Annotated in this window: 29 protein-coding genes; 25 read left to right on the forward strand and 4 right to left on the reverse strand. The window is 47.4% G+C overall.

The window, feature by feature from the left end; translation table 11 throughout:
* Window positions 1–3: 3 nt before the first annotated feature.
* Genes rpoC through fusA form a run of 4 tightly spaced genes read left to right on the forward strand, consistent with a single transcriptional unit; the run spans window position 4 to window position 7,190 of the window.
* Complete coding sequence (gene rpoC, locus ACQY3H_RS03920; protein WP_428075067.1) at window positions 4–4,170, forward strand: DNA-directed RNA polymerase subunit beta'; 4,167 nt, start codon at window positions 4–6, stop codon at window positions 4,168–4,170.
* A gap of 14 nt (window positions 4,171–4,184) precedes the next feature.
* Entirely contained in the window at window positions 4,185–4,565 is a 381-nt protein-coding gene (gene rpsL, locus ACQY3H_RS03925) for a 30S ribosomal protein S12 (protein ID WP_428075069.1), read from the forward strand.
* Window positions 4,566–4,587: 22 nt separating this feature from the next.
* Window positions 4,588–5,067, forward strand: coding sequence for a 30S ribosomal protein S7 (gene rpsG / locus ACQY3H_RS03930; protein ID WP_428075071.1), 480 nt, complete (start codon window positions 4,588–4,590; stop codon window positions 5,065–5,067).
* Between the two features lie 14 nt (window positions 5,068–5,081).
* Complete coding sequence (gene fusA, locus ACQY3H_RS03935; RefSeq protein ID WP_428075073.1) at window positions 5,082–7,190, forward strand: elongation factor G; 2,109 nt, start codon at window positions 5,082–5,084, stop codon at window positions 7,188–7,190.
* A gap of 69 nt (window positions 7,191–7,259) precedes the next feature.
* On the opposite strand, the gene ACQY3H_RS03940 is transcribed toward fusA, so the two are convergent.
* From ACQY3H_RS03940 to ACQY3H_RS03955, 4 genes are all read right to left on the reverse strand, one after another.
* The gene (locus tag ACQY3H_RS03940) at window positions 7,260–8,519 is read right to left on the reverse strand and encodes a S1 family peptidase (RefSeq protein ID WP_428075076.1); all 1,260 of its coding nucleotides are present in this window, start codon (window positions 8,517–8,519) and stop codon (window positions 7,260–7,262) included.
* A gap of 87 nt (window positions 8,520–8,606) precedes the next feature.
* Complete coding sequence (locus tag ACQY3H_RS03945) at window positions 8,607–9,137, reverse strand: adenine phosphoribosyltransferase (protein ID WP_428075078.1); 531 nt, start codon at window positions 9,135–9,137, stop codon at window positions 8,607–8,609.
* Window positions 9,138–9,142: 5 nt separating this feature from the next.
* A complete protein-coding gene (locus ACQY3H_RS03950) occupies window positions 9,143–9,535 on the reverse strand; it encodes a hypothetical protein (RefSeq protein ID WP_428075080.1) in 393 nt (130 codons plus the stop codon).
* 1 nt (window position 9,536) lies between these two features.
* Window positions 9,537–9,767, reverse strand: a complete 231-nt coding sequence (locus ACQY3H_RS03955) for a hypothetical protein (protein ID WP_428075082.1) — start codon at window positions 9,765–9,767, stop codon at window positions 9,537–9,539.
* 508 nt (window positions 9,768–10,275) lie between these two features.
* Between ACQY3H_RS03955 and rpsJ the strand changes: the two genes are divergently transcribed.
* The 21 genes from rpsJ (at window position 10,276) to secY (ending at window position 20,877) form a co-directional block, all read left to right on the forward strand.
* Window positions 10,276–10,620, forward strand: coding sequence for a 30S ribosomal protein S10 (gene rpsJ / locus ACQY3H_RS03960; protein ID WP_428075084.1), 345 nt, complete (start codon window positions 10,276–10,278; stop codon window positions 10,618–10,620).
* A gap of 18 nt (window positions 10,621–10,638) precedes the next feature.
* Complete coding sequence (gene rplC, locus ACQY3H_RS03965) at window positions 10,639–11,430, forward strand: 50S ribosomal protein L3 (protein WP_428075086.1); 792 nt, start codon at window positions 10,639–10,641, stop codon at window positions 11,428–11,430.
* 11 nt (window positions 11,431–11,441) lie between these two features.
* The gene (gene rplD, locus ACQY3H_RS03970; protein ID WP_428075088.1) at window positions 11,442–12,074 is read left to right on the forward strand and encodes a 50S ribosomal protein L4; all 633 of its coding nucleotides are present in this window, start codon (window positions 11,442–11,444) and stop codon (window positions 12,072–12,074) included.
* Window positions 12,074–12,367 (forward strand): 50S ribosomal protein L23, encoded by a 294-nt coding sequence (locus ACQY3H_RS03975; RefSeq protein WP_428075090.1) that lies wholly within the window; start codon window positions 12,074–12,076, stop codon window positions 12,365–12,367. The genes rplD and ACQY3H_RS03975 overlap by 1 nt, the downstream gene beginning before the upstream one ends.
* A gap of 20 nt (window positions 12,368–12,387) precedes the next feature.
* Window positions 12,388–13,227 carry a 50S ribosomal protein L2 gene (gene rplB / locus ACQY3H_RS03980; protein ID WP_428075092.1) on the forward strand — a complete coding sequence of 280 codons (840 nt, stop codon included), beginning with the start codon at window positions 12,388–12,390 and terminating at the stop codon, window positions 13,225–13,227.
* Window positions 13,228–13,229: 2 nt separating this feature from the next.
* The gene (gene rpsS, locus ACQY3H_RS03985) at window positions 13,230–13,514 is read left to right on the forward strand and encodes a 30S ribosomal protein S19 (RefSeq protein ID WP_177746033.1); all 285 of its coding nucleotides are present in this window, start codon (window positions 13,230–13,232) and stop codon (window positions 13,512–13,514) included.
* A 16-nt stretch (window positions 13,515–13,530) separates the two neighbouring features.
* On the forward strand, window positions 13,531–13,890 hold the full coding sequence (gene rplV, locus ACQY3H_RS03990; RefSeq protein WP_428048662.1) for a 50S ribosomal protein L22: 360 nt from the start codon (window positions 13,531–13,533) through the stop codon (window positions 13,888–13,890).
* Window positions 13,891–13,893: 3 nt separating this feature from the next.
* On the forward strand, window positions 13,894–14,625 hold the full coding sequence (gene rpsC, locus ACQY3H_RS03995; RefSeq protein ID WP_428075094.1) for a 30S ribosomal protein S3: 732 nt from the start codon (window positions 13,894–13,896) through the stop codon (window positions 14,623–14,625).
* Window positions 14,626–14,639: 14 nt separating this feature from the next.
* Complete coding sequence (rplP, locus tag ACQY3H_RS04000) at window positions 14,640–15,050, forward strand: 50S ribosomal protein L16 (protein ID WP_428048664.1); 411 nt, start codon at window positions 14,640–14,642, stop codon at window positions 15,048–15,050.
* Window positions 15,051–15,053: 3 nt separating this feature from the next.
* Window positions 15,054–15,257 carry a 50S ribosomal protein L29 gene (rpmC, locus tag ACQY3H_RS04005; protein WP_428075097.1) on the forward strand — a complete coding sequence of 68 codons (204 nt, stop codon included), beginning with the start codon at window positions 15,054–15,056 and terminating at the stop codon, window positions 15,255–15,257.
* Between the two features lie 10 nt (window positions 15,258–15,267).
* On the forward strand, window positions 15,268–15,534 hold the full coding sequence (rpsQ, locus tag ACQY3H_RS04010) for a 30S ribosomal protein S17 (RefSeq protein WP_428075099.1): 267 nt from the start codon (window positions 15,268–15,270) through the stop codon (window positions 15,532–15,534).
* A 26-nt stretch (window positions 15,535–15,560) separates the two neighbouring features.
* Window positions 15,561–15,929 carry a 50S ribosomal protein L14 gene (gene rplN / locus ACQY3H_RS04015; RefSeq protein ID WP_428075101.1) on the forward strand — a complete coding sequence of 123 codons (369 nt, stop codon included), beginning with the start codon at window positions 15,561–15,563 and terminating at the stop codon, window positions 15,927–15,929.
* A 1-nt stretch (window position 15,930) separates the two neighbouring features.
* The gene (gene rplX / locus ACQY3H_RS04020; protein ID WP_428075103.1) at window positions 15,931–16,239 is read left to right on the forward strand and encodes a 50S ribosomal protein L24; all 309 of its coding nucleotides are present in this window, start codon (window positions 15,931–15,933) and stop codon (window positions 16,237–16,239) included.
* 14 nt (window positions 16,240–16,253) lie between these two features.
* Entirely contained in the window at window positions 16,254–16,847 is a 594-nt protein-coding gene (gene rplE / locus ACQY3H_RS04025; RefSeq protein WP_428075105.1) for a 50S ribosomal protein L5, read from the forward strand.
* A gap of 15 nt (window positions 16,848–16,862) precedes the next feature.
* A complete protein-coding gene (locus tag ACQY3H_RS04030) occupies window positions 16,863–17,048 on the forward strand; it encodes a type Z 30S ribosomal protein S14 (protein WP_087289315.1) in 186 nt (61 codons plus the stop codon).
* 72 nt (window positions 17,049–17,120) lie between these two features.
* The gene (gene rpsH, locus ACQY3H_RS04035; protein ID WP_428075107.1) at window positions 17,121–17,513 is read left to right on the forward strand and encodes a 30S ribosomal protein S8; all 393 of its coding nucleotides are present in this window, start codon (window positions 17,121–17,123) and stop codon (window positions 17,511–17,513) included.
* A 9-nt stretch (window positions 17,514–17,522) separates the two neighbouring features.
* Window positions 17,523–18,074, forward strand: a complete 552-nt coding sequence (gene rplF / locus ACQY3H_RS04040; protein ID WP_428075110.1) for a 50S ribosomal protein L6 — start codon at window positions 17,523–17,525, stop codon at window positions 18,072–18,074.
* A 2-nt stretch (window positions 18,075–18,076) separates the two neighbouring features.
* Window positions 18,077–18,442, forward strand: coding sequence for a 50S ribosomal protein L18 (rplR, locus tag ACQY3H_RS04045; protein ID WP_428075112.1), 366 nt, complete (start codon window positions 18,077–18,079; stop codon window positions 18,440–18,442).
* Window positions 18,443–18,458: 16 nt separating this feature from the next.
* Window positions 18,459–19,061 carry a 30S ribosomal protein S5 gene (gene rpsE, locus ACQY3H_RS04050; RefSeq protein ID WP_428075114.1) on the forward strand — a complete coding sequence of 201 codons (603 nt, stop codon included), beginning with the start codon at window positions 18,459–18,461 and terminating at the stop codon, window positions 19,059–19,061.
* Window positions 19,062–19,078: 17 nt separating this feature from the next.
* A complete protein-coding gene (gene rplO / locus ACQY3H_RS04055) occupies window positions 19,079–19,540 on the forward strand; it encodes a 50S ribosomal protein L15 (RefSeq protein ID WP_428075116.1) in 462 nt (153 codons plus the stop codon).
* On the forward strand, window positions 19,540–20,877 hold the full coding sequence (gene secY / locus ACQY3H_RS04060) for a preprotein translocase subunit SecY (protein WP_428075118.1): 1,338 nt from the start codon (window positions 19,540–19,542) through the stop codon (window positions 20,875–20,877). Before rplO ends, secY begins: the two co-directional genes overlap by 1 nt.
* Window positions 20,878–20,896: the final 19 nt, after the last annotated feature.

A 20,896-nucleotide genomic window follows, 5' to 3' on the forward strand; every position in this document is an offset into this window, starting at 1 on the left:
ACCATGCAAACGAAAAAAGTAAAACAATTAAGCGAATTAAATTTCTTTGACTTTGATGCTATCAAGTTAGGGATTGCCAGCCCGGAACAAATCTTGGGTTGGTCTTATGGGGAAGTAAAAAAACCGGAAACGATTAACTATCGCACACTCAAACCGGAGAGAGACGGTCTGTTCTGCGAACGTATTTTCGGGCCGACCAAAGATTACGAATGTTCCTGCGGTAAATATCGTTGGGTTAAATTCAAAGGTATTAAGTGCGACCGCTGCGGTGTAGAAATTACCGAATCCAAAGTCCGCCGCGAACGTATGGGACATATTGAACTGGCCGTGCCGGTTGCCCATGTGTGGTTCTTACGTAAAAATCCGTCACGTATCGGTATCATGTTAGATATGCGCACGATGGATCTTGAACGCGTGGTCTATTATGCTTCTTACGTCGTTATTGAAGATTGTATTGATAGCGTTACCGGACGTGTCCTTTTCAAAAAAGGCACCTTGCTTTCCGACAGCCAAGTCCGTGAAGCCCGCAAAAATTACGGGGCCCGCTTAAAAGTAGATATTGGTGCGCCGGCTATTAAAACGCTTTTGGAAGGTATTGATTTTGATAAAGAAATCCCTGCCTTGCATGAACAACTTAAAAATACGCAAAGCGAAGTGGAACGCACGAAACTTATCCGCCGTGTAAAAACGATGGAAGAGTTCAAAGAAAGCGGCAACCGCCCCGAATGGATGATCATTAGCGTATTACCGGTTATTCCGCCGGACTTGCGCCCGCTCGTGGCGTTAGACGGTGGCCGTTTTGCCGCGTCTGACTTAAACGATCTCTATCGCCGTATCATCAACCGCAACAACCGTTTGAAACACATTGAAACGTTGCGCGCTCCGGAAGTGATGATTTACAACGAAAAACGCCTCTTGCAAGAAGCCGTTGACGCACTTATTGAAAACGGTGCTCGCGGTAAGTTCTTCATCGGCGCCGGTGGCAGACCGCTTAAATCGTTATCCGATAACATTAAAGGTAAACACGGTCGTTTCCGCCAAAACTTACTCGGTAAACGTGTAGACTATTCCGGTCGTTCCGTTATCGTCGTCGGGCCGAACTTGAAACTCCACCAATGCGGTCTTCCGAAACTCATGGCGCTCGAACTTTTCAAACCGTTTATCATTGGCGAACTCATGAAGAAAGAAGGCGTAACCTTGAAATCGGCCAAGAAGATGTTGGAACGTGTCCGCCCGGAAATTTGGGATATTTTGGAACAAGTTACCAAAGCCCACCCGGTCATGTTAAACCGCGCTCCGACGTTGCACCGCTTGGGTATTCAAGCCTTTGAACCGGTACTTATTGAAGGTAAAGCCATTCAGTTGCACCCCTTAACTTGTGCGGCGTTCAACGCTGACTTCGACGGTGACCAGATGGCTGTGCACGTACCGCTCTCGTTAGAAGCGCAAATGGAAGCCCGCACGTTGATGTTGGCGTCCAACAACATTTTGTCGCCCGCTTCCGGCAAACCGATTGCCGCTCCGTCTCACGATATGGTATTAGGTATCAACTTCTTGACCAAAATCAAAGACGGCGATATCGGTGAAGGTTCTATCTTCGGCAGCAAGGAAGATGCGCTTGTCGCGCTTGAATATGGCAAACTTTCGTATCACGCCAAAATCAAAGTGCGCGGCATTAACGCGATCCCCGAACCGGGCCTTTCCGCCAAAGATGAAAAAGATGCTTCCAAATGGAAAGATTATACTTCCGTCGGTCGCATTATTTTCAACCAAATCTTGCCCAAAGGATGGGAATATATTAACAAGACCATCGGTAAAAAAGAATTGGGTGCCTTGGTAGATGAATGCTACAAGAGCAAAAAATACGGCCGCTACGAAGCCGTGCAATTCTTGGATAAGATTATGAAGATGGGGTATCACTATGCTACCTTGTCCGGCTTATCTATCTCTATTGCCGATATGACGATTCCGTCCGTCAAACAGAAATATATTGACGACGCGAAAAAACAAGTCAAACAAATTCAAGCGCAAGCCGAAGCCGGTATTATTACCGAAGGCGAACGCTATAACAAAGTGATTGATATTTGGACGCGTGTAACCGATGATGTGGCCAACGAACTCTTCAAAGAAATGAAAAAATTTGAAGAAGCCAAGTTTGACCCCACCAACAAGGAACACAGCGGACAACGCTTTAACTCCGTCTATTTAATGGCTGACTCCGGTGCCCGCGGTTCGCGCCAACAGGTACGCCAGTTAGCCGGTATGCGCGGTCTAATGGCTAAACCGCAGAAGAAACTGACCGGTGGTCAGGGTGAAATTATTGAAAACCCGATTACCGCCAACTTCCGCGAAGGGTTGTCCGTATTAGAGTACTTTATTTCCACGCACGGTGGACGTAAAGGTCTTTCCGATACGGCGTTAAAAACCGCCGACGCGGGTTACTTAACCCGTCGTTTGGTGGACGTAGCGCATAACGTAGTTATTACCGAAGAAGACTGCGGTACACATAACGGTATCGTAGTAAAATCTTTGATGAGCGGTGAAGAAATGGTGGAACCGTTAGATGAACGCATTTTGGGCCGCACTTCGCTAGAAGATGTGGTAGTCAAAGTGAAAAAAGCCGACGGCACCGAAGAAGAAAAAACCATCATCAAAGAAGGCGATTTAATTACGCTTGAACAAAGCAAACAGGTTAAAAAATACGGGGTTGAATCGGTACGTATCCGCTCCGTACTTACCTGCGAAGCGCCTTACGGCGTATGTGCTAAATGCTACGGTTTGTCGTTAGCGACATCTGCTAAGAGTAACCCCGGCGACTCGGTGGGTATTATTGCCGCCCAGTCCATCGGTGAACCGGGTACGCAGTTAACCTTGCGTACGTTCCACATCGGTGGTACGGCCTCGCGCGTGCTGTCCCGCAGCCAAGCGGTGGCCGAAATTGACGGTAAAGTTACTTTCAAAGATGTTAAAGTAATTACGAACCGCTATGATAACAAAATTTGTATCTCCCGCAACGGCTCTATCTTTGTGACCGCCGGAAATGGTACAATAAAAGAATATAAGATTCAGTACGGTGCTTCTATCTATGTAAAAGATAAAGAGACCGTCAAAAAAGGTTCCTTACTGGCGGAATGGGACCCGCACTCTATCCCGGTGTTAGCCGAAGTCACCGGTAAAGTCCGCTTGACGGACGTGGTGGAAGGTATCACCTTGCAGGAAGAGCGCAACAAAGTAACCGGCGTCATTGAACGCAAGATTACCGCCAGCCGCATGGGCAAGAAAAACCCGCGTATCAGCATTGAAGGCAAAGAAAAGAAAATCAATTTCCCGTTGCCTATTGATACGATTTTGATGGTAGAAAACGGTGAAGAAGTAGAACCCGGCGACGTGCTTGCCAAAATCGGGCGCGAAGCGGGCGGCACCAAAGACATCACGGGCGGTTTGCCCCGTATTGCGGAATTGTTTGAAGCGAGAAGACCGAAAAATCCGGCGATTATCTCCGAATTTGAAGGGATTGTCAGTTTGGAAACGTCTCCGCGCGGGTTGATTGAAGTTGTTGTACGCAACGAAGAAACCAACCAAGTCAAACAATACAGTATCCCGCAAGGGAAACACCTTGTAGTATATGAAGGCGACCATGTCGGCGTAGGGGAAGCCCTTACCGACGGCGCCATTGACCCACACGACGTGCTGCGCGTGAAGGGTGAAAAAGAAGCACAAGAGTTCCTGTTAAACGCCATCCAAGAAGTGTACCGCTTGCAGGGCGTAACAATCAACGACAGACATATCGAGGTTATTGTCCGTCAGATGTTAGGGAACGTAAAAATTCTGGATGCTGGGGATACCCACTTCCTAAAAGGTGAAGTTTTAAGCCGCGCCAGCTGGCTCAGAGAAAACGCAAAAATGAAAGCCGCCGGCAAACGCATGGCGGAAGCCGAAACGATCCTTTTAGGTATCAGTAAGGCCTCTTTAGCATCTGAATCTTTTATCTCCGCGGCTTCGTTCCAAGAAACCACCAAGGTTTTGACGGACGCCGCGATTACCGGGCAAGTAGATGAACTTGCCGGTCTGAAAGAAAACGTCATTGTAGGCCATTTGATCCCGGCGGGAACTGGTATTTCTGCCCGGAAAATTGCCCATGAGTTTGAACAAAAACGTAAAGAAAAATAAACAGGAGAGAAGTAATGCCAACAGTAAACCAATTAGTAAAATACGGACGGGCGAAAGAGTCCACCCGGACTAAATCCCCGGCGTTGCAAGCCTGCCCCCAACGGCGCGGCGTTTGCACCCGTGTTTATACCACGACCCCTAAAAAACCGAACTCTGCGTTGAGAAAGGTCGCCCGTGTAAAACTCACTTCCAAGATGGAAGTAACCGCTTATATTCCGGGTGTGGGCCACAACTTGCAAGAACACTCCATCGTGCTCGTACGCGGCGGACGTGTGAAAGACTTGCCGGGTGTGCGTTATCACATCATTCGCGGTGCGCTTGATGCGTCGGGCGTAGAAAACAGAAAACAAGGCCGCTCGCTTTACGGTGTAAAACGCCCTAAAGCCGGTAAATAATTTTTAGGAGTTAAAAGAGAATATGCCAAGAAAAGGTTTAAGACCCAGAGACAGAAGACCGCAACCCGCGCCGGATTATAAATATAATTCCGTGCTCGTGTCCCGGTTTATTAACAAATTAAATTTTGAAGGTAAAACTTCCACCGCCGAACGCATTTTAGATGATGCGATGGCTATTATTGCGGAAAAAACGAAAGAAAATGCGTTAGACGTATTTACCAAATGCATTGAAAACGTCCGCCCGCTCGTAGAAGTAAAAGCCCGCCGCGTAGGTGGTGCGAACTATCAAGTTCCTACCGAAGTAAAACCCTTACGCAGCACCTCTTTGGCGATGCGCTGGTTAATCGGTGCCGCCCAAAGCCGCAAAGGCCGCCCGATGGCTGAAAAATTAGCCGAAGAAATCATCTTGGGCGCCAAGAAAGAAGGCACCGCGTTCAAAAAACGCGAAGACGTGCACAAAATGGCTGAAGCCAACCGCGCGTTTGCCCATTTCAAATTTTAAGCGGGAACTCAACTATGGCTGAATTTAAAACCTATCCGTTAGAGAAAATCCGCAACATCGGTATTATCGCGCACATTGACGCCGGTAAGACCACCACGTCCGAACGTATTTTGTATTACACCGGTAAGGTGCATAAAATCGGTGAAACGCACGACGGTGCGTCTGTAACCGACTGGATGGAACAAGAACGCGAAAGAGGTATTACGATTACCTCCGCCGCTATTTACTGCGTTTGGAAAGATTGCCAACTCAACATTATTGACACTCCCGGCCACGTGGACTTTACGGCCGAAGTGGAACGCTCGCTGCGCGTGCTCGACGGCGCGGTATGCTGCTTTGACGGCGTACAGGGTGTAGAACCGCAATCTGAAACGGTATGGCGTCAAGCGGATAAATATCACGTTCCGCGTATTGCCTATATTAACAAAATGGACCGCATCGGGGCTGATTTCATCCGCTCGGCGAACTCCATTAAAGAAAAACTGGGCGGTAATGCGTGCCCGATCCAATTGCCTATTGGCGCGGAAGACAAATTTGTTGGCGTCGTTGACCTCGTCAAGATGAAAGGGATTATCTGGGATGGAGACCATAACGGTGCTACCTTCAACGAAGTAGATATCCCGGCAGACCTCGTGGATCAAGCCAAACAATACCGTACAGAAATGATTGAAAAACTCGCCGATTTTGACGAAGCCATTATGGAACGTTACTTAAACGGCGAAACCGATTTTTCTGTTGAAGAAATCAAAAAAGCGATTCGCCGCGGTACCTTAACGGGTAAATTCTTCCCGGTAATTTGCGGTTCTTCGTACAAAAACAAAGGGGTACAACCTTTGTTAGACTGCGTTAATGACTATCTACCCTCTCCTGTGGATGTCCCCGCCGTCAAAGGTACGAACCCCAACACGGGCGAAGAAACGTTCCGCAAACCGTCTAACAGCGAACCGTTCTGCGGGTTAATCTTTAAAGTACAAACCGACCCGTTTGTAGGTAAACTCAGTTTCTTCCGCATTTATTCCGGTACGATTAAAGCCGGTGATGCGGTGTTCTTCCCGGGTAAAAATGCCACCGAACGTTTCGGCCGTATGATGCGTATGATGGCGGATAAACGTGAAGAAGTTAAAGAACTTTCCGCCGGGGAAATTGCCGCTACGGTGGCTATCAAAAACTCCCGCGTAGGTCAAACGATCTGCTCGCCGGATGCCCCGATTGTGCTCGAAAGCATCACGTTCCCGGAACCGGTAATTTCTATTGCCGTAGAGCCGAAATCTAAAGCCGACGAAGAAAAAATGTCCAACGCGTTGGCGCGCCTCGCTGAAGAAGACCAAACCTTCCGCGTCCGCACCGATGAAGAAACCGGCCAAACCGTTATTAGCGGTATGGGCGAACTTCACTTGGACATCATCGTTGACCGCATGAAACGCGAATTCAACGTGCAAGCCAACGTCGGTGCGCCGCAAGTCGCCTACCGCGAAACCATCACCAAGACGGTGGAACAAGAAACCAAATTCGTCCGCCAGTCCGGTGGTCGTGGTCAATACGGGCACGTATTCTTGCGTTTGGAACCGCAGGAAAAAGGTAAAGGGTTTGAATTCGTTAACGAAATCACCCAAGGCCGCATTCCGAAAGAATATATCCCGGCTATTGAAAAAGGTTGCCGCGAAGCATTGGACTCCGGTGCTATGGCAGGCTACCCCTTAGTGGATATTAAAGTGGCCGTATTTGACGGTTCGTTCCACGAAGTAGACTCTTCCGAAATGGCGTTCAAAATCGCTGCTTCTATGGCTCTCAAAGAAGGTGCCAAAAAAGCCAACCCGGTCATTTTGGAACCGATTATGAAAGTGGAAGTAGTCGCGCCGGAAGCCAACCTCGGTGATATCATCGGGGACCTCAGCAGCCGCCGCGGTCAAATCGGCGAAATGGGTGTACGCGGAAACGTCCGCTACGTCCGTGCCGAAGTGCCGCTTGCCGAAATGTTCGGTTACGCTACGAACGTACGCTCCTTGTCTCAAGGCCGTGCGTCGTTCACGATGGAACCGAGCCACTACGCCGAAGTGCCGGCCAACGTTGCCAAAGCGATTGTTGAAAAACGCTCTGCCGACAAAGCCGCCGTCGCCGCGTAAGTTAACTAGATTGCAACAAAAACCCCCGCTCATTCAAGCGGGGGTTTTTTATATGTAAGTGTTCATAGTTTATGGGGCTTTGTCCGTAATAATTTTTTCTTCCAATAAATCGTAAGCCACGTAGCGTGCTTCCAACAGATTTCCCCCTTCTACCAAACCGGAGCCCGACCACCATACCTTTTCAATATATAATTCCAAATACTGGGCATTCGGTAAATGTTCCACGATGGTGGAATAGGGGAATTTGTTTTTGATGGACTTGCTGAAAATAGTTTTTCCGTTTTCATCTTTTAGTCTAACCAGAGAAACAAATTCTTCGGGGCGCAAATCTACGATTTTTTTCCCGTCTAAAATAAGGGGGAAAGTAGCATGTGCCGTATCGCCATGATATGCTGCTACTAATGTTTGCAAATACAAATTGCGCGCAGCGTAGCCGGTATGAAAAGTGGGGGTATTTTCTCTGCGCACGGCCCCCGTAACGGTGCCGACCACTTCTCCGGCGGCATTGAGTAACGGACTTCCGCACAATCCGGGCAATACGTCCGGATCACCTGCCATGGGGAAACGTAATGAAATCAACGTGTTTTCCAGCAAAGGGATATGAGACATAAGCGTCAATTGTTCGGTGGAAAAGCCAACCAGTTGCAAAAGTTCCCCTTTTCGCGGCTCTTGCGTGGCTAAAGTTAAAGGTGTGAGAAATGCTTCATCTTCCGGCCGGAATTTTACTAAAGCAATATCCGGTAAGGTGGGGGCGGACAGTTGAACAATTTCTGCGGGAATATCGGTTTCAATTCCATCTTTTAGTATGCGGGCGGTAAACGATTTCCCCACTTTTCCATGACCGTTCCATAAAGGCATGGCGTGTTGGGCGATGACGCCGAAAATTTCTTCTTTCCCTTGATAGGTTGTCTTAAAGACAAAACCGGAATGTGCGTGTGCGTCTTCTTGCCCTTTGGGAAGCGCCCGAAACACACTTTTGATAAATAAAACTTGCTTTGGCGTAATAGGGGCAGGCGGTATGGGATCGTTAACGGGCGGAATAGTAACTGCCGGTACGTTTAGGCCGTTGGGGACCACGTTGCTAACTTCGGCCGGCAAAGAGCGTGTCGCTTGCGCCATATTCATTTGGATACGGGTGGCCGTTGTGGTAAGTTGGGCGGTAATTTCTTCTATTTGCCGAGTGCTTCCGTAAAGAACGGTATGAACAATTTCTTCCGGAGATAAAATCGTTCGGGTAACAGTAACGACCGCGTTGCCGCCTTGTGCGTTTGCCAAAGCCGCGCCAAAAATAAACAAAATAACTGCCCAAAGAAAGTTCAACTTTCGCATACTTTATTTTATCTTACCTGCCTGGGGACAACAAGGGTCAAAAGGCCCATATTAAGGATGGGCCTTTAAATAGCATGTGTATAGGTTTTATAAGATAATTTCTATCGGTAGGCCGCGTAACTCGGCGTTACTCTCGCGCATGGCTTTTAAGTCGGCCACGTCGGTTAAATGAACGGAAAGCACAATTTCTTTTCCCTTGGCTTTTAAGGCTTGGCGCACCGCGGCTAATGTTTGCCCGGTAGCCAAAATATCATCAATATAGATAAATTGGGAAAAGTTATCTAATAAATCGCTATCCACTTCCATATTGTACGAGGTATATTCGTTGGTAATATGAAACGCATAGGGGTTGTTGGGAATTTTGCCCTGTTTGCGAATCAAAATCAAGGGCAAGTGTAAAGTGTGTGCCACGGGCGCGGCAAACAGAAATCCGCGCGCTTCGGGAGCGATAATGGCGGTTTTGGTTAAGTCAGCGCCGGACTTTTTAATCGTATCGCAAAAAGCGTCAATAACAGCCGCATATTGCGACGGGTTTTGTAACAGCGGGTTAATATCAATGAAATTGATACCCGGTTTTGGATAATCTTTTACAATGTTAAGTTTGAAGTTTAATGTCATAGTATTTATTTTTTTAACAACAGTATTGTATCCTGTATAAGAATATAAAGAGATAAATATAAAGATAATGATAAGGGATGAAGGAGTAATTGCGCTCCGATTAGTTGCCAATTGCCGCTAAAAAGAACCCGGACCATAAGACCTAATGATAGCAATACAAAGGGCAACGCCATCAAAGAGAGTATAATAAAGTTTTTACGTTCATCAATTCGGTTGATAATTTGCCCGGTACAATGGATGGTTTTCTTAAAGTACAGAACGGCTAAAATGGCCAGTCCGATAGTTACCAATATTATCGGCCATGACATCAAGAGCGAAAATCCTACCGATAAAACAACCCCGGGGACCACAATCAGCCCTATAAGAATTGTTTTGGCGATGGCGGACATCTTCATCATATTAAAAATCCAATCCTGCTTCGGCGCGTTGCCGGGCAGATGCCTTTTGGGCTTTCTCCAGTGTGGCGCGCACGTGATCTACGGTTTGTTTGGCTTGGCTTTGGGTTTGAATATGCTGCGGCTGATTAGTGTTTGTAGTCGTTTTTTGATACGGCGCAATCATCAGTTTAAGCAAAAGGCCGATCAGTAACGCGGCCAGTAAAAATCCGATAAGCGAAAATCCTTTTTTCATATCTTCCCCAAAACAGTTTTTCCGCTAGTTAGTATAGCAAATTTTACAAGGTTTCATTCCGAAAAAAGTAGATGATAAGATGATTTTTCAGATTTGAGCCGTATTTGCGGGGCAAGTTGCCCGTATAGGCGTGCCTGTATGGCCCGTCAAGGGCAAGGGACCGCAAAGACGGCCAAATGTGGAAAATTGTATCGGCGGTAAGCAACAAAATTCAAAAAATTGTTTTTTGAATTTTGTGCGTTTGATAAATTATTGCGTCAAGCCGTTATTTATAGTACAATATATCCATCAGGATTTTAGTGCGGCGCAATTTTATGCGCAAGGGTGAAACCGCTAAAAATTGCGTGCACAAACGCCCGCTAATTTGATATAATAAAATGGTATTAAATTAGCAGTAAGGCAAAAAATTCCTAACCGGCTCGACGAAGAAATCGAACCGGAAAGGGGTTTTCTGCCGATAAATTTTTTGTAGAAATTTGTTACAAAAACAGAGAAGGAAAAATTAAAAATGGCAGAAAAAACAGCAAAAAAAGCCAATACTATTGGCCAAGAAAGAATCCGCATTAAATTGCGTTCTTATGACCATCGCATGTTAGACGCCTCTGTTGCGCGCATCGTAGAAACCGCGCAAAAAACAGGTGCGCTCGTAGCGGGTCCTGTCTTGTTACCGGTTCGGATTAAAAAGTACACCGTACTTCGCTCTCCTCATACCGATAAAAAGAGCAGAGAACAATTTGAGATGCGCATTCACAAACGTCTCATTGACTTGAAAAGCCCCACCTCTAAAACCGTGGACGAACTCATGAAATTGGATTTGCCCGCCGGTGTAGATGTGGCCATTAAAAGCAACTAATAGGAAGAAACAAGAACTATGACAGAAGAAATGCAAAATGCTGCTGGTGCCCAAGAGGCAACGCCCGTTGCTGAACCGGCCAAAGCAGAAACTGTCAAAGAGGCTCCTGAAACTTTCCGCTTTGTAATCGGCGAAAAAATCGGGATGACGCAACTCTTTGATGAAAAGGGCAATCTGCATGGTGTATCCGTTGTAAAAGCGGGCCCGTGCAAGGTTGTGCGTGTCAGAACCCAAGAAAAAGACGGCTACAATGCCGTTTGTGTGGGTTTTGGCGAAGTGAAAGAAAGCAAACTGAACAAACCTGAACTCGGTTATTTCAAAAAAGCCAATGTGGCTCCGGTCAAACACATGAAAGAATGCCGTGTTGCCGATGTAGCCGGCTTTGAAATCGGTCAAGTCATTTCACTCGATAAAATCTTTAAACCCGGCGACTATGTGGACGTACAAGGGAAAATCAAAGGGCACGGCTTTGCCGGCGCGATGAAGCGTCACGGCTTTGCGGGCCAACCGGATTCGCACGGTCAATCCGACCGCTCTCGCGCTCCGGGGTCTTTAGGTTCCCGCCGCTCGTTAGGTAAAGTATTGTCCGGTCAACGCATGGCTGGTCACTATGGTACCACTACCCACACGGTAGCCAAAATTGAAGTTATCAAAGTGGACAACGAAAACGGTCTTTTATTCTTAAAAGGTTCCGTTCCGGGAGCCAAAGGCTCTATCGTTTCCGTTTTAGAAACTTCTAAATTCAAAAAACACTATGTGGCTCCTCAAGAACAGAAGATCTCTGCTTCTAAGGCTGCTAACAAGAAATAAGGACTTTGACCATGGAAACGAAAGTTTTAGATATCAAAGGTAAAGAGAAAGGGACATGTAACCTGCCCGACAGTTTGTTCGGTGTAAAACCCAATCCCACTTTCTTGCACGAAGTCGTCACCGCTTTTTTGGCCAACCAAAGACGCGGCACCGCGGATACCAAAACCCGCAGCGAAGTTTCCGGTACCGGTAAAAAACCGTGGAAACAGAAAGGCACCGGCCGCGCCCGCCAAGGGTCGTTGCGTGCTGTGCAATTCCGTCACGGTGGTATCGCCTTCGGGCCGACTCCGCATTCGTTCCGCCAATACTTGCCCGTGGCAAAACGCCGCGCGGCCTTAGCAATGGCGTTATCTGCCAAAATGGCGGAAGGAAACGTGGTGGTATTAGATTCTTTGAAACTCAAAGAACCCAAAACCCATGCGTTTGCTGAAATTATGAACGTGTTATCTGCCGGGCGCAAACCGCTCGTGATGGATAATTTTGCTGACGAAAATGCCGCTTTGGCCAGCCGCAATATTGCCGGGTTAACCCGCTTGTTGCCGCAAGATGCCAATGCTTATACGGTGCTTAACTGCACGAAGGTCATTTTGACCCAAGAAGCGGTAGAAAAATTAACCAGCACGTTCGGCAAGGAGGCCAACTAATGACCACCTATACAACCTTGAAAAAACCGCTCTTAACGGAAAAAAGCCTCATTGAACGCGATACACATAACCGCTACGGCTTTATCGTAGCCGCCAATGCGTCCAAAGGCGAAATCAAAACCGCGGTGGAAACCATCTTTAACGTAACCGTTACTAAGATTAACACGATTTCCGTCACGGGTAAGACCCATCGTATGGGTCGCTTTGAGGGCAAACGGCCTGACTATAAAAAAGCGTTTGTGACCTTGAAAGAAGGCGATAAAATCGAAATGGTGGAAGCCGCTTCGAAGTAGAATAAGGAGAACTACTAACTATGCCTATTAAATCATTTAGACCTTACACTCCTTCCCGCCGCACGATCACGGTGTCGGATTATTCCGATATTACCAAGACCACGCCCGAGAAGCGCTTAACGAAAGGTCTTCGCAAAACCGGTGGAAGAAACAATACCGGTATGATTATGGTTCGCCACATCGGTGGTGGACACAGACGTGCTTACAGACAAATTGATTTCAAGCGCGAAAAATACGGTGTGCCGGCCAAAGTCGTATCTATTGAATACGATCCGAACCGCAGCGCCCGTATTTGCTTGTTAAACTATGCCGACGGCGACAAGAGATATATCTTGCATCCGCTCGGTGTAAAAGTGGGCGATACGTTAATGTCCGGCCCGGCTGCAGATATTAAAGTGGGTAACTGCCTTGCTCTTAAAAACATTCCTGAAGGTACTTTTATCCACGCAATTGAACTTAAAGTCGGCAAAGGTGCGCAACTTGCGCGCAGCGCCGGCAGCCAAGCGCAACTTATGGCCAAGGAATCGGACTATGCCCATATCAAGATGCCGTCCGGCGAAATCCGCTTAGTGCCCAGCGATTGCTGTGCGACTATCGGTCAAGTCGGTAACATCGACCATGGCAACATCGTAATCGGTAACGCGGGGCGCAACCGCCATCGCGGAGAACGTCCTACCGTACGCGGTAGCGCGATGAACGCTGTGGATCACCCGATGGGTGGTGGCCGCGGTCACGGTAAAGGCGGAAACATCCCGCGCTCTCCGTGGAACCAACAAACCCGCGGTTTGAAGACCCGCTCCACCAAAAAAGCCTTCGGCTGGATGATTGTGAGCGATAGAAGAAAAAACAAGGTTAAATAATTATGGGAAGATCAACTAAAAAAGGTCCGTTTGTGGATTTAAACCTGTTGGAAAAAGTTCAAGCAATGAACGCTTCCAATGAAAAAAAACCTATCAAGACGTGGGCAAGAGCCTGCACGATTGTACCGGAATTTGTAGGTCATACTTTCTTGGTACATAATGGCCGCAAGTTTCTTCCCATTTACGTTTCCGAACGTATGGTAGGATACAAACTCGGTGAATTTTCGTTCACGCGTTTGTTCAAAGGTCATGGTGGTATGACGAAAGATTCCACCGCCTTAAAATAAGAGTTGAGGATTTGATATGGAAGCTTGTGCAAAAGCAAAATTTCAACGCTTCGGTAGCCGCAAGGTGAACTTAGTGCTTGACCAAATCCGCGGAAAAAACGTCAAGGCGGCGGAAGATGTACTTCCTTTCGTAGCCAAACGTACTGCTGATTTAGTAGCCAAGACGCTTCACAGCGCTGCTGCCAACTTAGAAGTAAAAGCCGGCAAGAAACTGGATTTCAGCAAAGTATTCATTAAAGAAGCCTTTGCCAACTTAGGCCCCAGCGGCCACTTGAAAAGAGTGCAACCCGGCCCGCAAGGTCGTGCGATGCCCTATAAAAAGAGCATGTGCCACTTGACGGTTATTGTAACCGACGAAAAAAAGGGAGGTCGCTAAACTATGGGACATAAGATTCACCCCCGGTCAATTCGCTTAGGTTATATTCAAGATTGGCGTTCCAGATGGTTCGCTCCGAAGAATATGCCCGCTTTGATCAAAGAAGATTTTGAAATCCGCAAAATCGTTGAGAACAAATTCAACATGGCTGCTATCAGCTATGTAGGTATTGAAAGAGCCGGTGCGTTCTTGCGTGTGAACATTCACACGGCCCGCCCGGGTGTGGTTATCGGTAAAAAAGGTGCTGATATTGAAGCGTTACGCAAAGAGTTAGAAGCCTTCACCGGCAGCAAAACCTTTGTGAACGTAGTAGAAATCAAAAACCCGGAAACCGATGCCCAACTCGTTGCGCAAAATATCGCCATGCAACTTGAAAAACGTGCCCACTACGGTGCCGCTATCAAGAAAGCGATTGAAAAAGCCCTTTCCGGCAAAGCGCTGGGTATTAAAATTATGGTATCCGGTCGTTTAGGCGGTGCGGAAATTGCCCGCACGGAATGGAAACGTGAAGGCCGCGTACCGCTCCACACGCTGTGCGCCGATATTGATTACGGTTTTACCGAAGCGAACACCGTTAGCGGTAAAATTGGTATCAAGGTCTGGATTTTCAAGAGAACTCACTTCGCCAAATCTCCCAAAGAGATTATGAATGAACTCAAGAAACACCGCGACATGGAAACCGCCGCTACGGAAGGCGTCGTTGAAGAAACGGTTGCTGCCGTAGAAGCGAAATAAGAGGAATTTGACTTATGTTGATGCCTAAAAGAGTTAAATACCGCAAACCCTTCAGCGCCCCGCGCATTAAAGGCAATGCCAAACGCGGAACGGAAGTGGTCTTCGGCGAATATGGGTTGAAAGCATTAGAACCCAAATGGATTACCGCCCGCCAAATTGAAGCGGCCCGTGTAACCTTGTCCCGCTTTATTAAGAAAAAAGGGAAATTGTGGATTCGCATTTTCCCGGATAAAGCCATCACCAAACACCCGGCCGAAACCCGTATGGGTAAAGGTAAAGGTGCGCCCGAATATTGGGCTGCCGTCGTAAAACCGGGCCGGATTTTGTTTGAATTGGAAGGGGCTTCTGAAGAAGATACGAAGCGTGCAATGCGCTTGGCTTCTGATAAACTGCCCATCAAAACCAAATTAGTAACGAGAAGGTAGTTTATGAAAACGAACGAAAAAGAAGCTTTGAAAAACAAAACCGTGGCTGAACTGAGCGAAGCGCTTAGCAAAGCCCAAGAAAAGAAATTCAACCTTCTTTTCAAACACAGCACGACGCCCATCGCCAACCCGATGGAAATCCGCGCTGTAAGACGCGAAATTGCTCTGTTGCAAACGCTGATTAACCAAAAGAAAGAGCAAAAATAGAGGCTAAACCATGGAAAAAGAAATTCGTGGCAAAAGAAAAGTGCTGACCGGCGTCGTCGTGTCCGATAAAATGGACAAAACCCGCACCGTTTCCGTAGAACGCTTGGTGCATGATGAACGCTACGGCAAAACGCTCAAAAGAGCAGCCAAATTCCACGCGCATGATGAAGCAAATGAAAGCAAAATCGGCGACAAAGTGGAAATTATGAGCACCCGTCCCGTTTCTAAAACGACGAAATGGCGTGTTTCCAAAATTGTGGAAAAAGCCAGAGCTTAGTTTGTAAAAACTGGAGTTAGAAAAGTATGATTCAATTAAGAAGCATCCTCAATGTGGCCGACAATTCCGGCGCCCGTAAAGTACAATGCTTTAAGGTGCGCGGTGGCCACCACCGGGATATCGCAACTTTGGGAGACGTCATTATGTGCTCCGTCAGAGATGCGATCCCGACCTCTGCCATTAAAAAAGGCGACGTGGTACGCGCGGTAGTAGTGCGCGTAGCGCGTGAAAAGAGAAGAAAAGACGGTTCGTACATTCGTTTTGATGACAATGCCGTTTGCATCATCAACGATAATGGCGAACCCAAAGGCACCCGTGTATTCGGCCCGATTGCTAGAGAGTTGCGCGAAAAGAATTTCTTGAAAATCATTTCGCTCGCTCCTGAGGTGGTATAGTATGATTATCAAGAAAAAAGATACCGTTTTAGTTTTGTCCGGTAAAGACAAAGGCAAGAAGGGTGAAGTGAAATCGGTCAATCCGTCTAAAAATACCGTTGTGGTAACCGGAATTAACATGATTTCCAAACACGTGAAACCTTCCCAAAATAAGCAGGGCGGCATTATCAAGATGGAAGCCGCGTTAGACGCTTCTAACGTTGCTGTTGTCTGTGGCAAATGCAAAAAAGCCATGACGCCCAAAGTGCAAATCGCTGCTGACGGCACCAAAACGCGCGTCTGCCGCAAATGCAATGAGCCGATCATTTAATCTAGGTAAGTAACATGACGAAAAAAGAAACAAAAACCGTAACGAAGGCTCCCGCAGGGTATCAACCCCGCTTGCAAGCCCTCTATAAAGAAAAAGTGCTTCCGGCTTTGCTTAAAGACATGAACGTCAAAAGCCCGATGGCCGTACCGAGAATGACCAAAATCGTCATCAACATCGGTGTAAAAGATGCCCGCGAAGACATCAAAGCGTTGGAACTGGCCAAAGAAGATTTGACCGCTATTGCCGGTCAAGCCGCTCAAGTGCGCCGCGCTAAAAAATCTATCTCTAACTTTAAGTTAAGAGAAGGTATGCCGATTGGTGTGCGCGTAACGTTACGCGGTGCCAAGATGTATGAGTTTATGGAACGCTTCATCTGCATTGCTTGCCCGCGCATCCGCGACTTTCAGGGTTTCAATGCCAGTTTTGATGGCAAAGGCAACTTGAACTTGGGTATTAAAGAACATTATATTTTCCCGGAAATTGACGTGGAAAAATCGCCCAAGGCTCATGGTATGAACATTACGTTCGTTACCACTGCCCAAAACGACCAAACCGGCCGCATGCTCATGGATTACATGGGCTTGCCGTTCCGCAAGGCGACCAAATAAGAGGAGCAAAACTTTATGGCTACTAAAGCATGGGTTGCAAAAATGGCGAAAGACCAAAAGTTCGCTGTGCGCTATCACAACCGCTGCCAAATCTGCGGACGTGCGCGCGGATACTATCGCGACTTCGGCCTTTGCCGTATCTGCCTGAGAAAGATGGCACACCAGGGTTTAATCCCGGGTCTTAGAAAATCGAGCTGGTAATTTACAGGAGGAAGTTTCGCTTTCGGGCCAACTCTTGAAAAAGAAAGTGGCTTGGGACGAAAACTTAAGTATATGGATCCAATTGCAGATTTCTTAACCAGAATAAGAAATGCCAATATGAAGAAAAAAGAAAAAGTGGATATCCCTTTTTCTAAAATCAAAACCGAAATTGCGCGCGTACTCAAAGAAGAAGGGTATATCGCCAATTTCAAAGCCGTCCACAATGAAACCAAAGGCGGCGTGGTACGGGTATTTTTGAAATATACGCCGGAAAACGAATGTGTAATCCAAGGTTTGAAACGTATTTCCAAACCGGGTTCTCGCGTGTACAGTGCGTATAACAATATCCCCAAAGTCCGCGGTGCCTTCGGTGTGACGATCTTGTCCACTTCCAAAGGTGTTATGACGGACGCACAAGCCAAAGCCGAAAAAATCGGCGGCGAATTGTTGTGCCAAGTGTGGTAAGGGGGGAATATGAGCAGAATCGGTAAAAAAGTAATCAATATTCCCGCTAAAACCAAAGTGGAAATTAAAGACAATTTAATCACCGCTACGGGTGCGTTAGGTTCGTTGTCTTACACAGTACCGGCCGGTATTACCCCGGAACTTAAAGACGGCGCCTTGACTTTCACCGTAGCCGAAGGCCGCGTAAAAGAACTCAATGCCTTACACGGTACTACCCGCGCTAACGTATTCAACATCATTGAAGGTGTAACAAACGGTTTTTCCAAAGTATTGGAAATCAACGGTTTAGGATACCGCGCCAGCGTAGCCGGCAAAAAACTCAATTTGGAATTGGGTTTTTCTCACCCCGTCAATTTGGATATTCCCGAAGGGTTAACCGTCGTGGTAGATCCGAAATCCGGCGCGGTAACGATTAAAGGCAGCGACAAATTCAAAGTAGGTGATTTCGCGGCCAAAATCAGAAGAATCAGACCTCCGGAGCCCTATAAAGGCAGCGGTATTAAATACCAAGGCGAACACATCGTCCGCAAAGCCGGTAAGACTGCGGCGGGAGGTAAATAATTATGGCTACTAAACAAGCAAGATACCAATTCCGCAAAGACCGCAGCCGCGAGCACTTGTTGAAAAACGGTGCGCATCGGCCGCGCTTGTCGGTGTATAGAAGTTTAAAATACATCTATGCCCAAATCATTGACGACAACACCCACAGCACGTTAGTGTCTGCTACGACGTTGTCTAAAGAATTTGAAGGCAAATTTGAAACGTCCGGCAAAAGCATTGAAGCGGCCAAAGCCCTCGGTGCTGCGATTGCTAAAAAAGCCTTAGACAAAGGCATTAGCGAAGTGATGTTTGACCGCGGCGGACGTGTCTATCACGGCAGAATCAAAGCGTTAGCCGATGCTGCCAGAGAAGCAGGATTGAAATTCTAAGTTACAGGTGAATTTAATGTCCAATGAAACGCTCGTGAAAAGCGAAAATAAAAAAGAAGCGAAAGGCAAAAGAGCCGAGTTTCAAAAAGCAAAACCGGCGGTAGAAGGTAAAACCACGGTTATCCACGTTGCCAGAACGGCCAAGGTAGTCAAAGGCGGTAAACGCTTTGGCTTCCGCGCGCTCGTAGTTGTCGGAAACGGCATGGGCAAAGTGGGCGTTGCTATTGGCAAGGCGAATCAGGTTCAGTTGGCTATTTCCAAGGCTGAATCCCATGCGCGCAAACACATGATTACGTTCCCGATTGTCGGCGAAACGATTCCGCATGAAACGATCGGTAAATTCGGGGCTGCGTCGGTTTGGATGAAACCGGCTGCTCCCGGTACCGGTGTAATCGCGGGAAGCGGTGTGCGGTTGTTGTTTGAAGCCGCCGGCATTAAGGACGTTTTGGCCAAGAGTTTAGGTAGCACCAACCCGTGCAACTTGGTCTATGCGACGTTAGAGGCTTTCAAGCAACTTAAAAGCAAAGAAGCCGTCAATGTAATTCGCGGCAAAGCCGCCCCGGCGCAAGAAACCCCCAAAGCGGAAGAAGTAAAAACCGAATCCGCTGAGGCTAAATAAGGGGAGGAGAAAATATTATGGTAAGTTTAAATACACTTTTCCCTAAACATGGGTCTAGAAAAGAAAGAAGACGCTTGGGCATCGGGCCGGGTTCCGGTTTGGGCAACTACTGCACCAAAGGGATGAAAGGTCAAACCTCCCGCTCCGGTAACACCCGCAAAGAAAGCAAAGAAGGCGGACAAATGCCTTTGATCCGCCATACGCCGAAAAGCGGTTTTTCCAATAAAGATTTTGCCAAACGCTACGATTATGTAAACGTTGGCTCGTTGGAAAAAGTTTTTGCTGCGGGAACGGAAGTTACCCCCGAAGCCTTGAAAAAAGCCGGTATCATTCATGATGTTACCCGCGTGAAAGTGCTTGCAAACGGCACCCTCACCAAGGCGTTAAAAGTGTCTGCTCATGGTTTTTCCGCTACCGCGAAAGCGGCCATTGAAAAAGCCGGCGGCACCGTAACTGTTATTGAACAGAAGACCAAATAATGGCAAATAATACAGTTGCAAATATCTTGAACGCACCCGAACTCAGAAAGCGCTTACTTTTTGTGTTCGGGGCGCTCGCTGTTTTCCGGATTGCGGCTGCAATCCCTATACCCGGTATCAATACGGAAGTATTAAAACAATTGTTCCAAGCCCACCAAAACGGTATTTTAGGTTTTATGAATATCTTTTCGGGCGGTGCATTGGGGCGTTTTTCCATATTGGCGCTAGGTATCATGCCGTACATTAACGCTTCCATCATTATGGGGTTGGTGCGCGGGGCTCATATTTTCCCGGCATTGGACCGCATGCATAAAGAAGGGGAATCCGGCAGAAGAAAAGAAAACCAGATTACCCGTATTTTTGCACTGTTTTTAGCCGTCTTGCAAGGCTCTATGATGACGTTTGCCATCACCCGCGTAACGGGTGTGGGCGGCGTATCGGCGGTGGTCAATCCGTCCTTTTTGTTTTTTGTGACGACGGTTTTAACCTTGGCTGCAGGCACGATGTTTGTGATGTGGCTGGGTGAACAAATTACCGAAAAAGGCGTCGGAAACGGTATCTCGCTTATCATCTTTGCGGGTATCGTGGATCGCTTGCCCAGTGCTATTATGGAAGTCGTTAAACGCGTACAAACCGACGAAATGGATTTGTTTGTCGCGTTACTTATTTTCGGCGCAGTGGCTGTGGTAACGGCCTTGGTGGTGTGGTTGGAAACGGCCCAACGCCAAATCCCGGTACAATATGCTAAACGTCAAGTAGGCAATAAAGCGTACGGCGGACAAACCAGTTATTTACCGCTTAAGATTGATCAAAGCGGTGTAATCGCGGTTATCTTTGCGTCGTCTGTAATTTCGTTGCCGCTCACGATTGCAAGTTTTAACCAAGAAGCCGAATGGGCACAAAAATTGCTCGGTGCCATGAACCATAGCAGTACATGGTACATGTTGCTGTTTTCGGCGCTCATTATTTTCTTCTGTTATTTCTATAACTCTATGACGATTAACCCGTCTGATTTAGCCGATAACATGAAGAAATGGGGCGGTTTTATTCCCGGAATCCGTCCCGGTGAACCGACTAAAAACTACATTGAATGGGTCATGAACCGCTTGACGTTCTGCGGCGCCATCTTTGTTTGTTTGATTGCGGTCTTGCCGGACTTCTTCCGTGCGTATTTTAACGTGGACTTTTACTTCGGTGGCACCGCGCTGCTCATCGTAGTCGGCGTGGCGTTAGATACCGTTGGGCAAGTGCAAGCGCACTTACTCGCGCGTAACTATGAACCGCTGATGAAAGGGTCCAAAAGAATTAAAGGCCGCTGGTTTAACGTCGGCCAATAGTTTTGTGTTTTTGGGAGAT

It is taken from the genome of Candidatus Avelusimicrobium luingense, from assembly GCF_902757105.1.
Taxonomy (GTDB): Bacteria; Elusimicrobiota; Elusimicrobia; order Elusimicrobiales; family Elusimicrobiaceae; genus Avelusimicrobium; species Avelusimicrobium luingense.